Consider the following 12965-nt stretch of genomic DNA (forward strand, 5'->3'; position numbering starts at 1 on the left):
GTTTCTTAGCCCTCCTGCTTCTGCTCTGCGCGCTGGCGACGTGCACCACCGCGACGTGGACGCTCACGGCGAGAGCCACGGGATGGACGATCGTCACGAGCGTTCATCAGGGACTCGCGGCGGCCGCCAACAACGTCACCCTTGTAGATCCACACCTTCACGCCAATGCGGCCGAACGTGGTGTGAGCCTCGTAGGTGCCGTAGTCGATCTCAGCGCGGAGAGTGTGCAGAGGAACGCGACCCTCGTGGTAGCGCTCAGTGCGACCCATCTCGGCGCCACCGAGGCGACCGGAGCATACGACCTTGATGCCCTTAACCTGCGGCTGACGCATTGCGCCCTGAATTGCCTTGCGCATAGCGCGACGGAAAGCAACACGGTTCGTCAGCTGCTCAGCGATGGACTGAGCCACCAGCTGTGCATTGGCATCAATGTTTTTAACTTCAAGGATGTTGAGCTGAACCTGCTTGCCGGTGAGCTTTTCCAGCTGCCCACGAATACGGTCAGCTTCGGAACCACGACGACCAATCACAATGCCCGGACGAGCAGTGTGAATGTCCACGCGGACACGGTCGTGGGTGCGCTCGATGACAACGTCGGCGATGCCGGCGCGGTCAAGACCCTTAGACAGGAAGTCGCGGATCTTGATGTCTTCGGCGAGGTAGTCAGCATACTGCTTGTCGGCGTACCAGCGTGAGCGCCACTCGGAGGTGATACCCAAGCGGAGGCCGTGCGGGTGAATTTTCTGGCCCACTACTGAGCACTTCCCTTCTGGCTCTCGACGACCACGGTGATGTGGCTGGTGCGCTTACGGACGTGAAATGCACGACCCTGAGCGCGTGGACGGAAACGGCGCATGGTTGGTCCCTCATCGGCGTAAGCCTCAGAGATCACCAGGGTGCGTGGATCCAGGCCGAAGTTGTTTTCGGCGTTAGCTGCTGCGGAGGCAACAACCTTAGCCACTGGTTCGGAAGCAGCCTGTGGGGCGTACTTCAGGAGTGCCAGTGCATCATCCACGTTCTTTCCACGGATCGTATCGATCACGCGGCGTGCTTTCATCGGAGTGACGCGCACGAAACGCGCGGTTGCGCGTGCGGAGTTCACGGTCTCAGTCATATCTATCGACGACCCTTCTTGTCGTCCTTGACGTGACCCTTAAAGGTCTTCGTCGGGGCGAACTCGCCCAGCTTGTGTCCAACCATCGAATCGTCGATGAACACTGGCACGTGCTTGCGACCGTCATGAACGGCGAAGGTGTGGCCAATGAACTCTGGCAGGATGGTGGAACGGCGGGACCAGGTCTTGATGACCTGCTTGCTGCCCTTTTCGTTCTGAACGTCCACCTTGTTGAGGAGGTGTTCGTCGACGAATGGGCCCTTCTTGAGGCTGCGTGGCATTCTCTACTACCTCCTCTTAGCGCTTCTTGTTCTTGTTGCTACGGCGGCGTCGAACGATCAACTTGTCGCTCGGACGGTTTGGCTTACGGGTGCGGCCCTCAGGCTGACCCCAAGGGGATACAGGATGACGTCCACCGGAGGTCTTACCCTCACCACCACCGTGTGGGTGATCAACCGGGTTCATGACGACACCGCGAACGGTTGGGCGTACGCCCTTCCAGCGCATACGGCCTGCCTTGCCCCAACGAATGTTGATCTGGTCGGCATTGCCAACTTCGCCTACGGTTGCGCGGCAACGAATGTCCACACGGCGGATTTCGGAAGACGGCATACGCAGAACGGCGTACTTACCTTCCTTACCCAGCAGCTGGATGGAAGAACCGGCGGAACGCGCTAGCTTCGCGCCTCCACCTGGCTTCAACTCGACTGCGTGGATGGTGGTACCGGTTGGGATGTTGCGCAGTGGAAGGTTGTTGCCAACCTTGATGTCTGCGTTAGGACCGGATTCCACGATTGTGCCCTGCTTCAAGTTACGGGGAGCGATGATGTAACGCTTCTCGCCATCAAAGTAGTGCAGCAAGGCGATGTTTGCGGTGCGGTTCGGGTCGTACTCAATGTGAGCGACTTTAGCCAATACGCCGTCCTTGTCATTACGACGGAAGTCGATGACACGGTAACGACGCTTGTGGCCGCCACCCTTGTGACGGGTGGTGATGTGGCCGTGAACGTTACGGCCACCGGTCTTCGACAGCGGGCGCAGCAGGCTCTTCTCCGGAGTGGAACGAGTGATTTCCTCGAACTTGGAGACTGAGCTCTGGCGGCGACCCGGCGTAGTCGGCTTGTACTTGCGAATAGCCATACTTTTGCTTCCTCTTTACCTTTCGGAAAGTACCGGGCCTTAGGCCTGGCCTCCGAAGATGTCGATCGGATCGCTGCCGGCGACCAGGGTCACCATGGCGCGCTTGGTTGCCTTGCGACGTCCGTAACCGGTACGGGTGCGCTTGCGCTTACCCTCGCGGTTGGCGGTGTTCACGGAGGCAACCTTCACACCGAAGATCTGCTCGACGGCAATCTTAATTTGGGTCTTGTTGGATGCTGGGTTTACCAGGAACGTGTAAACGTTTTGCTCCATCAGGCCGTAGGACTTCTCAGACACGACCGGAGCGAGAATAATGTCGCGAGGATCCGCAATAGTGCTCATTACTTAGCCTCTTCCTTGGTCTTCTGAGCTGTGTCAGCAGCGTTGATGAATGCGTTCAGTGCCTCCACGGAGAACACCACGTCGTCGGAATTCAACACGTCGTAAGTGTTGAGCTGGTCGTTGACCAGAATGTGGACGTTAGGCAGGTTGCGAGCGGACTTCAAACCGGTGACATCCTCGCGGGTCAACACGACCAGCACGGACTTACGGTCAGTCAGACGCTCCAAGAATGCGCGAGCAGACTTGGTCGATGGGGTCTGCCCTGGCACCAACTCCTCCACAACGTGGATACGAGAGTGACGTGCGCGATCGGTCAGAGCACCACGCAAAGCAGCAGCCTTCATCTTCTTAGGCGTACGCTGGCTGTAATCGCGGGGCTGCGGACCGTGAACCGTGCCACCACCGGTGAAGTGTGGGGCGCGAATGGAACCCTGACGTGCGCGACCAGTTCCCTTCTGGCGGAATGGCTTACGGCCACCGCCACGGACATCGCCGCGGGTCTTGGTTGCGTGAGTACCCTGTCGCTTTGCTGCGAGCTGAGCGGTAACAACCTGGTGCATCAGCGCAATGGAAGCCTCTGCGTCGAAGATGGAAGCAGGAAGCTCTACTGTGCCATTGGTCTTACCGTCAGCGGTGTGGACATCAAGCTTTAGATTGCTCATGCGTGTGCACCGCCCTTCACTGCGGTCTTAACGACGACGAGGCCGCCGTTGTTGCCTGGTACTGCGCCCTTGATGAGCAACAGGTTGGACTCGGTGTCTACCTTGGCAACCTTCAGGTTCTGGGTGGTGACGCGGTCATTACCCATGCGCCCTGCCATACGCTTGCCCTTGAAGACACGACCTGGAGTTGCACATGCGCCAATGCCACCGACGCGGCGGTGAGCAGCTTGGTTACCGTGTGCAGCACCCTGGCCAGCAAAGCCCCAGCGCTTCATTGCGCCAGCGTAGCCCTTGCCCTTAGTGGTACCGGTGATGTCGACGAACTTCACGTCGCTGAACAACTCAACCGTGATGTCCTGGCCGACCTCGTAGCTGGATGCGTCCTCAACACGGATCTCAGCGACATGACGGCGTGGCGTCACACCGGCCTTCTTGAAGTGACCGGCCTGTGGCTTCTTGACCTTGCGCGGGTCAATCTCACCGTAGGCGATCTGGACGGCCTCGTAGCCGTCGGTTTCCTTGGTGCGAACCTGGGTAACAACGCACGGCCCAGCTTCGACGACAGTAACCGGTACAACACGGTTATCCTCGTCGAAGATCTGGGTCATACCGAGCTTCTTGCCCAGGATGCCCTTGATCTCGTTTTCACTCATTAATTTTCTCCGCTGCCTAAAGTTCAGTTGGCTCTCGAGGAACTAGATGTGTCCCGTAGTGCTTACTGAATGTTGACGTCGACGCTAGCCGGAAGATCGATGCGCATGAGAGCGTCAACGGTCTTCGGAGTTGGGTCGAGAATGTCGATCAGACGCTTGTGGGTACGCATCTCGAAGTGCTCGCGCGAATCCTTGTACTTGTGCGGCGAACGGATGACGCAGTACACGTTCTTTTCGGTTGGCAAAGGCACCGGGCCAACAACGCGAGCTCCAGTGCTGGTCACTCGCTCGACAATCTTCTTGGCAGAAGCGTCGATGGCCTCGTGATCATAGGCCTTGAGCCTGATGCGGATCTTCTGTCCCGCCACGCTTGTCCTCTTCCTCAGCGATCCAGCCGGATCCATATCCTGCTGGCTGTCACGCCTCTTATTTCTTGTCTTAACGCTGTCCGGCCGTGGGGCCTGGTCCAGTCGCCAGTTTTCGCTGTATGTCTTTACTTTCTTACGTGCCGTGTGGTGGTTTCACCGCAAATGAATGCGCACGTAACTTCTAGCCAAGACATGTGAAACCCATAGACAACTTCCTCTGTATGAGGGCGGTGTTAATCAGTTTCACGCTCGGAAGGGAACGAGCATCCCCACTGTATGGTGGCGTGGATGTCCGCAAGCCTTCGCTTACTGCCGCTGTTCATTTACCATGTCCCACTCCGGCACCCGCAGTCGGGCGTGTCGCCCTGGATGACCGCAGTTACCGCACAGCAAAGCTTCCCTCAATCTTGTAATGATTGACGGTCTCTACTGACGATGGATCATGCTCACTTCACCAGCAATGCCTTCTTGGACTTTCCGTTGGGCAGTTCCTTGTGGGCTTACCCAAACCGTGCAATCCTCATGCACTGTGTTAAAGCAACGTTGGACAGTAAACCACAGTTCTTTCTCAAGTGCAAAATCCTCACTCCGACGCTTGCGCTAGGGTGGATTGGGTGAATGATTTTCGATCCGATCCGGAGTATGTTGCTCGCCGTCGTCAGATCATCAGGGAGAACCACCCCGATCGCGGAGGTTCCGACGAACAGTTGATTCGCGCATTGAAAGAGCTCGATGAACAATGGTCTCGGCGCAGGTCTCTCCGTAGCCAATTTGAACAGTCGATGCCTTCATTCATTCCTGGACACATCGCAGAACAGGCATATGACCGCGCTGAAATATATGTAGGGAAACTGCAAAAATCTACCGAACATTTTTTTCAACGGAGGAACTCCGGCCGTGCTTCTGATTTAGCGGGCAAAATTGCCGAACAGGCCGGCCGGTTCGCCGGGTCTGCTCGCCGAAAGATACAGGACGAAGTTCGGAAGCGCACACAGCGCGAGTAACCGCCCCACGCAAAACGTCCGCATAGCAAAAGGAACCGAACCACGCTATGTGGATCGATCCCTGTTCCCTGCGCTCTATGAGCGTCAGGCACAACCGCTATTAGGCGATTACTTGGTGATCTTGGTAACGCGACCAGCGCCAACGGTGCGGCCACCCTCGCGGATAGCGAAGCGCAGTCCCTCGTCCATAGCCACTGGCTGGATCAGGGTAACGCTCATGTCAACGTTGTCGCCTGGCATAACCATGTCGGTGCCCTCAGGAAGCTTCACAACACCGGTAACGTCGGTGGTACGGAAGTAGAACTGTGGACGGTAGTTGTCGAAGAATGGGGTGTGGCGGCCACCCTCGTCCTTGGACAGAACGTAGACAGAGCCCTCGAACTCGGTGTGAGGGGTGTATGCGCCTGGCTTAGCAACGATCTGGCCGCGCTCTACGTCTTCGCGCTTCAGACCACGCAGCAGCAGAGCAGCGTTGTCGCCGGCCTCAGCGGTATCCAGCAGCTTGTTGAACATCTCGATGGAGGTAACGGTGGTCTTCTGGGACTTCTCGCGAATACCCAGGATCTCAACCTCATCGTTCAGGTTCAGAACGCCACGCTCAACACGGCCGGTAACAACGGTACCGCGGCCGGTGATGGTGAAGATGTCCTCAACTGGCATCAGGAATGGACGGTCGGTCTCACGTACTGGGTCTGGGATGGACTCATCGCAAGCGTTCATCAGCTCAACGATCTTCTCGGTCCATTCTGCGTCGCCCTCGAGAGCCTTCAGAGCAGAGATGTGAACGACTGGAGCTTCCTCGTCGTACTCCTGCTCAGCCAGCAGCTCACGAACTTCCATCTCGACGAGCTCGAGGAGCTCCTCGTCATCAACCATGTCGCACTTGTTCAGAGCAACGAGGATGTAAGGAACACCAACCTGGCGAGCCAACAGAACGTGCTCACGGGTCTGAGGCATTGGACCGTCGGTAGCAGCGACAACCAGGATAGCGCCGTCCATCTGGGCAGCACCGGTGATCATGTTCTTGATGTAGTCAGCGTGACCTGGAGCGTCCACGTGTGCGTAGTGGCGCTTCTCGGTCTCGTACTCCACGTGGGAGATGTTGATGGTAATACCGCGCTCACGCTCTTCCGGTGCCTTATCGATGGCATCGAAAGCGAAGGACTTGTTGACATCTGGGTAGGTGTCAGCCAGGACCTTGGTGATGGCAGCGGTAGTGGTGGTCTTGCCGTGGTCGACGTGACCGATGGTGCCGATGTTAACGTGCGGCTTAGTACGCTCGAACTTAGCCTTCGCCACTTTGTGTCCTCCTGGACTTCTCGGTGGCTACGACTTTCGCAGCCACATACTTTTCTTTATCTTCCGACCTACTCCGCCTAACACCGGATGGTGTAGGTCGTGAAGTAGTCGGCCTTATCTTGCCGATGACAGTCTATGCATGCCGCCTCTTTCTACGAGCTTACGCCCTGCAGAAAATAGACCGCATTAGAACGCATGACTGGGCAACGGCCAGCACCGCACATACTACGGGAAAACCCCCACTGACAAAAACTTGCACCTCCCACATTCGGGAAAATGCCAGCCTATCAGTACGTATATGCTGTGCTGACCCCTGCCCCGCGGAGAAGAAGGAAAACGGTGGTCACTCGCTTTCCTCTCCTCCGTGGAAAAAGGGCTATGAACGGGCGCTTAGTTGGAGGATCCGCCTGTGCGCTCGTCAATGATCTCCTGTGCCACGTTGGTTGGAACTTCTGCGTAGGAATCGAAGATCATCGTGAAGTTTGCTCGGCCTGCGGTACGAGAACGTAGATCACCGATGTATCCGAACATCATGGACAGCGGAACCTTGGCTTTCACAACCTTGGCACCGGCACGGTCGTCCATGGAGGACACCTGACCGCGGCGGGAGTTGATATCGCCGATCACGTCACCCATGTACTCCTCTGGAGTAATGACCTCAACAGCCATCATAGGCTCCAGCAGCACTGGCTTAGCCTTTGCCACTGCCTCCTTCAGCGCCTGCGCACCAGCGAGCTTGAAGGCCATTTCGGAGGAGTCAACCTCGTGGTAAGCACCATCCAGGAGGGTTGCCTTGATGTTCACCAGCGGGAATCCGGCGAGGTAACCGTACTGCATGGCGTCCTGGATACCAGCGTCCACGGATGGAATGTATTCCTTCGGAACACGGCCGCCGGTGACCTCGTTGACGAATACGTAGTTCTCCTCGGAACCTTCTTCCGGCTCATAAGGCTCGATCGCAACGATCACGCGGGCGAACTGACCAGAACCACCGGTCTGCTTCTTGTGGGTGTATTCCAGACGCTCCACTGGCTTGCGGATGGTCTCACGGTATGCCACCTGTGGTGCACCCACGTTAGCTTCAACCTTGAACTCGCGCTTCATGCGGTCAACCAGAACGTCGAGGTGAAGTTCGCCCATGCCGCCGATCACGGTCTGACCGGTCTCTTCGTCCAACTTCACGGTGAAGGTTGGGTCTTCTTCGGCGAGCTTCTGGATAGCTGTACCCAGCTTCTCCTGGTCAGACTTGGTCTTAGGCTCGATAGCGACCTCGATCACTGGATCTGGGAAGTCCATGGACTCGAGGATCACCTGATCGTTCATATCACACAGTGTGTCACCGGTGGTGGTCTCCTTCAAACCGATGAACGCGTAGATGTGACCAGCGGAGGCCTTATCGACCGGCTGTTCCTTGTTGGAGTGCATTTGGAAGAGCTTGCCGACGCGCTCCTTCTTGCCCTTCGTCGCGTTCATAACCTGTCCACCGGACTCGACGGAACCGGAGTACACGCGGACATAGGTCAGCTTGCCGAAGAATGGGTGAACGGCAATCTTGAAGGCCAGTGCGGAGAACGGCTCGTCCTTCGACGGCTTACGCTTTACTTCCTTGGCAGGATCCTTCACATCGTGACCGATGATGGAACCCACGTCCATTGGGTTAGGCAGGAAGTCCACTACCGCGTCCAGCATCGGCTGGATGCCCTTGTTCTTGTAGGCGGAACCGCAGTAAACCGGGTAGACCTCAGAGTTGATGGTCAGCTTACGGATCTGAGCCTTCAGCTCATCAACGGTGATCTCCTCGCCAGCGAAGTAGCGCTCCATCAGCTCTTCATCGGACTCAGCGACAATCTCGATGAGCTTCTCGCGGTACTCCTCGGCCTTTTCCTGCAGATCGGCTGGGATCTCTTCCTCGGTTGCCTCGGTACCGATTTCGGTGACGCCACGCCAAGTGAGAGCCTTCATGGTCAGCAAGTCGACGATTCCGTCAAAGTCGTCTTCAGCGCCGATTGGCAGCTGCATTACCAAAGGCTTAGCACCCAGGCGATCAACGATGGTGTCTACGGTGTAGTAGAAGTCTGCACCGAGCTTATCCATCTTGTTCACGAAGCACACACGTGGAACGTCGTACTTAGTTGCCTGGCGCCATACCTGCTCGGACTGTGGCTCCACGCCCTCCTTGGCGTCGAACACGGCGACGGCACCATCCAGAACACGGAGGGAACGCTCGACCTCTACGGTGAAGTCAACGTGACCCGGCGTGTCGATGATGTTGATCTGGTTCTCTTTCCAGAAACAGGTGGTAGCAGCGGAGGTAATGGTGATACCACGCTCTTTCTCCTGTTCCATCCAGTCCATCGTGGACGCACCATCGTGAGTCTCACCGACTTTACGGTTAATGCCGGTGTAGAAAAGGATGCGCTCGGTGGTGGTGGTCTTACCGGCATCGATGTGCGCCATGATGCCGATGTTGCGGACCCTCTTCAGGTCAGTCAACGCTTCAAGTGCCACTGGGAAACCCCGCTCTTATCTTGTTGAGAGCGACCCGGTCCTTAGTGCCTGAAGCGTCGTGTACGCCGTAGGCATTCTTAAGGCCTCGCGAGCCGCGGGCTTTATCTGTACTCGATCTATTGTGCCAGGTTGTGCCAAGTTCTTCGACGCAACTCTTCTGGCCTCCGCTTGAGCCGGTAAAGACGATCATCTCTCCACCGGGCTGAAAGCCCCGATCGCTCGCAGCGACAGGGGCTTCAAAGTATGACTACCAGCGGTAGTGCGCAAAGGCGCGGTTAGCCTCAGCCATCTTGTGAGTATCTTCACGACGCTTAACGGACGCACCAAGACCGTTGGAAGCATCCAAAATTTCGTTAGCCAGACGCTCGGTCATGGTGTTCTCACGACGCTGACGGGTGAAAGTCACGAGCCAACGCAGTGCCAGAGTGGTGGAACGTCCTGGGCGAACCTCAACTGGAACCTGGTACGTAGCACCACCGACGCGGCGAGAGCGAACCTCGAGGGCTGGCTTCACGTTGTCAAGTGCCTTCTTCAGGGTGAGAACTGGATCGGTTCCGGTCTTCTCACGGCACAGCTCGAGTGCGCCGTAGACGATGCGCTCGGCGGTGGACTTCTTGCCGTCGAGAAGAACCTTGTTTACGAGCTGAGAAACGATAACGTCGCCGTAAACTGGGTCTTTAGGCAATGGGCGGGAAGGTGCTGGACCCTTACGAGGCATTCTTTACTTCTCCTTCTTCGCGCCGTAGCGGGAACGAGCCTGCTTACGGTCCTTGACACCCTGGGTATCGAGGGAGCCACGGATAATCTTGTAACGGACACCTGGGAGGTCCTTCACACGACCGCCACGCACAAGCACCATGGAGTGCTCCTGGAGGTTGTGACCCTCACCTGGAATGTAAGCAGAAACCTCAATGCCGGAAGTTAGGCGAACACGAGCGACCTTACGCAGCGCAGAGTTAGGCTTCTTAGGAGTGGTGGTGTACACACGGGTGCACACGCCGCGGCGCTGAGGAGAACCCTTCAGCGCAGCAGTGGCAACCTTAGCGGTCTTGTCATGGCGGCCCTTACGGACCAACTGCTGAATAGTTGGCATAAACCGACTTTCCTCTTGTCTTTCACTTCGATCGCCACTGAGGTACTGAGCAGTAACTTCAGCGGTATCTACTGTCTTTGTCCACATGCACGTGGGGCGAAATCGAGCTAAACACGCAAAAATAGGGGCTCTTTCGGGGCCCTTCCGGATGTTTAACTCTGCTCAGTCACAGCAGTCTGACTGCCGGAGCAAGCGAGCTCCCACCGCACAAGACGGGGGACTACCGCGCATACTACCTCGCAGCCGCGCCAGCACCAAATCTGAGGCTCAATGATTCTCCCCCAACGATCCCCAACGGGTCACACCTCTCCAGCGGCACCCCCACCTAATTCACAGACACATTTTCACCATACAACTCGCCGACCGGGAGGCGAGGATCAGAAGGCCAGTACTCCTGCGGAGTCAATGTCACGGTGACTTTCTGCCCGTCGTATTGGCTAAACGCACTCGTAGGCGGAATGCTATCTATTCCATGCGGTTGCCCAAGCCCAAAGAGTTTCGCCTCCCTGGTACTCACGCCATTTCCTCCAGAACTCTTGGCCTGGACTTTCATGCTGTAATCTGGAATAAAGACCGCGTATATCTCGTCATTTCTCTCTCCGCTAGGCGTTTGCTCATATCCTTGCAAACGAGCTAAATCCCATGCTCCGAGCAGACGAATAGTACCTGTCGCCGTAATGCGTTCGCCCACCCTGTAGACCCTCGAAACATCGCCCTGGCTACCGGCACCATTGCCGCTGATCGCTACCGAAGAATCTGAACCCCGGGACCCTTTACCGCCCACAGTCGGCTGCGGTGCAGCCTCCTTCGAGCCGACGCCTTCGCGAGCATCACGCTGCTGTGTGGCGCTATGCTCCGTGGAGTCCACCGCAGCGGTCGATGCACCGTGCCCATCAGAGTTATTCCCGTTACCTCCTGAAATCAGGTAGATGACCAGATACCCTAGCGCGATCACCGCAAGGATAGCGGCCACGATAGCCACTACCTTGACCCCATGACCCTGCTGCTGATTTCCCCTCTGCCCTGGAAACGGTGCCTGCCCACTTGCTGGCTGCTGAGACCCTTGTGGGTACCACGAGCCGGGATACTACTGTCGTCCATTCGTCATAAACTCAGATTAATCCAATGCTCCTGGGACGCAATTTTCCACTAAAGCTCAACGTGATGCTGTAGGCACCATGGTTTTCACCTCAGGAGACAACCATATTCCAAATCAGCGAAGGTTCGCTGCCGCTCGGCGGATCGCCTCACCCTCGCAACGCGCTTCTTAAGCGCGGATCAGATAACTGTTCCACCATCCACGGGCTAAAGGCGAAAGGAGTGGCGTCGATGGAAGAAAAAAGGTCAGACAAAGCCACCCAACGGTAATCACAGACCTCATCACTGTTCGGCCGCGGATCACTCACAGCCCGTGCAATAAAAACCGGACATATTTCCCACTCCACGACCCCGGTCACGTCCACAGCTCGATAACGAAAATCTGGCAGTGCCTCAGTTAACACCTCCACCCGCATCCCCAGTTCCTGTTGGGCACGCCGCACCACAGCATCCGCCGTAGTCTCCCCCGGCGCCGGATGGCCACACACAGAATTTGTCCATACCCCCGGCCACGCGCTTTTCTCCAACGCCCGACGAGTCACCAATAGCTCACGACGTTCATTGAGAATATAACTAGAAAACGCCAAATGGAGCGGCGTATGCCGCGAATGCACCTCCGACTTCAGTGCTTGCCCAATGTGGTTGCCCGCATCGTCAACGAGGATCACCAGTTCATCTCGCTCGTTAGTCGACGCAGTAGTTTCGCCTATCATCACCGTCTCCTCGCTCAGCATCCGCCTGCAGACAGCCTATCTGGACGCAGAAACTATCCGAATAAGGACATCCACAACGCTTCACCAATCGCCTGTGCCGTAATCCACATCTTATGCGGAGCACTGATCCGGATTCGTCTCCTATGCAGCGCGGCTGCCGACCGAGAATCCACCTTATCCGTAAGGTTTTCAAAAAGCTTAGTGGCCGCCAAGACCCCCATCCGTGCTCCCAGAGGTAGAAGAGGAATGGCAGTACGAGCACGGGTGAGATCGTCTCGGATATCCGCCACAATCTGCTTCTTAGTGCCGTCAGTGAGCCCCTCAACAGCACACGCCGGAAAATACACCCTCCCTAGTTCCTGTGTATCCTCCGCGTAGTCACGGAGAAAATTAATCTTCTGAAAGGCAGCGCCTAGGCTACGTGCCCCTATATCCATTTGCTCCCGCAGATCAGGGGTGACTTGGCGCCCCGCCAAGAAAATGTCCACGCACATTACACCAATGACCTCAGCCGAGCCATAAATGTAGTCATCCAGACTGTTATCGCTGTGCTCATTGTGCGACAAATCTGTACGCATGGAACGAAAGAAGGCTCTGACATCGTCAGTACGGATCCCACAGCGGCGTGCCGTACCTGCGTAGGCGTGTAACACGGGATCAACATGAAAACGCGACGCCGGGGCGGCGATGACAGCGCGCTCATAGTTATCCAACAATGTCGCGATGTCCTCATCCCTTACTCCTGCCTGACGAGCCGAACCATCGACGATCTCATCGGCAATGCGCACCATCGCATATAGATTACGAATGTCAGACTTTATTGCTGGAGAAAGCAGAGCTGTCGCCAACCCGAAGCTTGAGGAGTAAGTGTTGATGACTTGATGGGCAGATCTCTGTGCCATGCGATCAAAGCGAGAGAGCACCTGTTGCTCGTTTTCATCCACCTTCGTCATTTCTGCTCCACTGTCGGG

At 56.7% G+C, this 12965-nt stretch carries 16 protein-coding genes; 1 reads left to right on the forward strand and 15 read right to left on the reverse strand.

Annotation, left to right across the window (positions count from 1 at the left end):
• Positions 1 to 5: 5 nt before the first annotated feature.
• From rpsC to rpsJ, 8 genes are all read right to left on the reverse strand, one after another.
• Positions 6 to 752, reverse strand: a complete 747-nt coding sequence (gene rpsC / locus GP473_RS07915; protein ID WP_185770348.1) for a 30S ribosomal protein S3 — start codon at positions 750 to 752, stop codon at positions 6 to 8.
• Positions 752 to 1114 carry a 50S ribosomal protein L22 gene (gene rplV / locus GP473_RS07920; protein WP_185770349.1) on the reverse strand — a complete coding sequence of 121 codons (363 nt, stop codon included), beginning with the start codon at positions 1112 to 1114 and terminating at the stop codon, positions 752 to 754. The genes rpsC and rplV overlap by 1 nt, the downstream gene beginning before the upstream one ends.
• A 2-nt stretch (positions 1115 to 1116) precedes the next feature.
• Positions 1117 to 1395 (reverse strand): 30S ribosomal protein S19, encoded by a 279-nt coding sequence (gene rpsS, locus GP473_RS07925; RefSeq protein WP_185770350.1) that lies wholly within the window; start codon positions 1393 to 1395, stop codon positions 1117 to 1119.
• Positions 1396 to 1411: 16 nt separating this feature from the next.
• The gene (gene rplB, locus GP473_RS07930; RefSeq protein ID WP_185770351.1) at positions 1412 to 2254 is read right to left on the reverse strand and encodes a 50S ribosomal protein L2; all 843 of its coding nucleotides are present in this window, start codon (positions 2252 to 2254) and stop codon (positions 1412 to 1414) included.
• A 39-nt stretch (positions 2255 to 2293) separates the two neighbouring features.
• Positions 2294 to 2596 (reverse strand): 50S ribosomal protein L23, encoded by a 303-nt coding sequence (gene rplW, locus GP473_RS07935; RefSeq protein ID WP_186276820.1) that lies wholly within the window; start codon positions 2594 to 2596, stop codon positions 2294 to 2296.
• The gene (rplD, locus tag GP473_RS07940; protein ID WP_185770353.1) at positions 2596 to 3258 is read right to left on the reverse strand and encodes a 50S ribosomal protein L4; all 663 of its coding nucleotides are present in this window, start codon (positions 3256 to 3258) and stop codon (positions 2596 to 2598) included. Before rplD ends, rplW begins: the two co-directional genes overlap by 1 nt.
• Complete coding sequence (rplC, locus tag GP473_RS07945; RefSeq protein WP_185770354.1) at positions 3255 to 3911, reverse strand: 50S ribosomal protein L3; 657 nt, start codon at positions 3909 to 3911, stop codon at positions 3255 to 3257. Before rplC ends, rplD begins: the two co-directional genes overlap by 4 nt.
• A gap of 62 nt (positions 3912 to 3973) precedes the next feature.
• Positions 3974 to 4279, reverse strand: a complete 306-nt coding sequence (gene rpsJ / locus GP473_RS07950) for a 30S ribosomal protein S10 (RefSeq protein ID WP_099297985.1) — start codon at positions 4277 to 4279, stop codon at positions 3974 to 3976.
• Positions 4280 to 4893: 614 nt separating this feature from the next.
• Here rpsJ and GP473_RS07955 point away from each other — a divergent pair.
• Positions 4894 to 5283, forward strand: coding sequence for a hypothetical protein (locus GP473_RS07955; RefSeq protein WP_186276821.1), 390 nt, complete (start codon positions 4894 to 4896; stop codon positions 5281 to 5283).
• A 108-nt stretch (positions 5284 to 5391) separates the two neighbouring features.
• Here the strand turns inward: GP473_RS07955 and tuf are convergent, their stop codons facing one another.
• From tuf to GP473_RS07990, 7 genes are all read right to left on the reverse strand, one after another.
• Positions 5392 to 6582, reverse strand: a complete 1191-nt coding sequence (gene tuf / locus GP473_RS07960) for an elongation factor Tu (protein ID WP_185770356.1) — start codon at positions 6580 to 6582, stop codon at positions 5392 to 5394.
• A gap of 390 nt (positions 6583 to 6972) precedes the next feature.
• Entirely contained in the window at positions 6973 to 9090 is a 2118-nt protein-coding gene (gene fusA / locus GP473_RS07965; RefSeq protein WP_185770357.1) for an elongation factor G, read from the reverse strand.
• A gap of 247 nt (positions 9091 to 9337) precedes the next feature.
• Complete coding sequence (rpsG, locus tag GP473_RS07970) at positions 9338 to 9808, reverse strand: 30S ribosomal protein S7 (RefSeq protein WP_185770358.1); 471 nt, start codon at positions 9806 to 9808, stop codon at positions 9338 to 9340.
• Between the two features lie 3 nt (positions 9809 to 9811).
• A complete protein-coding gene (rpsL, locus tag GP473_RS07975) occupies positions 9812 to 10183 on the reverse strand; it encodes a 30S ribosomal protein S12 (protein WP_185770359.1) in 372 nt (123 codons plus the stop codon).
• A gap of 325 nt (positions 10184 to 10508) precedes the next feature.
• Entirely contained in the window at positions 10509 to 11165 is a 657-nt protein-coding gene (locus tag GP473_RS07980; protein ID WP_222104951.1) for a hypothetical protein, read from the reverse strand.
• Positions 11166 to 11430: 265 nt separating this feature from the next.
• Positions 11431 to 12015 carry an isopentenyl-diphosphate Delta-isomerase gene (gene idi, locus GP473_RS07985; protein WP_246394758.1) on the reverse strand — a complete coding sequence of 195 codons (585 nt, stop codon included), beginning with the start codon at positions 12013 to 12015 and terminating at the stop codon, positions 11431 to 11433.
• Between the two features lie 32 nt (positions 12016 to 12047).
• Positions 12048 to 12947, reverse strand: a complete 900-nt coding sequence (locus tag GP473_RS07990; protein WP_246394759.1) for a phytoene/squalene synthase family protein — start codon at positions 12945 to 12947, stop codon at positions 12048 to 12050.
• Between the last annotated feature and the right edge of the window lie 18 nt (positions 12948 to 12965).

Source organism: Corynebacterium anserum, from assembly GCF_014262665.1.
Classification (GTDB): Bacteria; Actinomycetota; Actinomycetes; order Mycobacteriales; family Mycobacteriaceae; genus Corynebacterium; species Corynebacterium anserum.

Bases quoted from the DNA above. Each gene is read 5' to 3' on its own strand.
- rplV (WP_185770349.1), bottom strand. From the start codon at position 1,114: ATGACTGAGACCGTGAACTCCGCACGCGCAACCGCGCGTTTCGTGCGC.
- rpsS (WP_185770350.1), bottom strand. From the start codon at position 1,395: ATGCCACGCAGCCTCAAGAAGGGCCCATTCGTCGACGAACACCTCCTC.
- rplB (WP_185770351.1), bottom strand. From the start codon at position 2,254: ATGGCTATTCGCAAGTACAAGCCGACTACGCCGGGTCGCCGCCAGAGC.
- rplW (WP_186276820.1), bottom strand. From the start codon at position 2,596: ATGAGCACTATTGCGGATCCTCGCGACATTATTCTCGCTCCGGTCGTG.
- rplD (WP_185770353.1), bottom strand. From the start codon at position 3,258: ATGAGCAATCTAAAGCTTGATGTCCACACCGCTGACGGTAAGACCAAT.
- rplC (WP_185770354.1), bottom strand. From the start codon at position 3,911: ATGAGTGAAAACGAGATCAAGGGCATCCTGGGCAAGAAGCTCGGTATG.
- rpsG (WP_185770358.1), bottom strand. From the start codon at position 9,808: ATGCCTCGTAAGGGTCCAGCACCTTCCCGCCCATTGCCTAAAGACCCA.
- rpsL (WP_185770359.1), bottom strand. From the start codon at position 10,183: ATGCCAACTATTCAGCAGTTGGTCCGTAAGGGCCGCCATGACAAGACC.
- idi (WP_246394758.1), bottom strand. From the start codon at position 12,015: ATGCTGAGCGAGGAGACGGTGATGATAGGCGAAACTACTGCGTCGACT.
- GP473_RS07990 (WP_246394759.1), bottom strand. From the start codon at position 12,947: ATGACGAAGGTGGATGAAAACGAGCAACAGGTGCTCTCTCGCTTTGAT.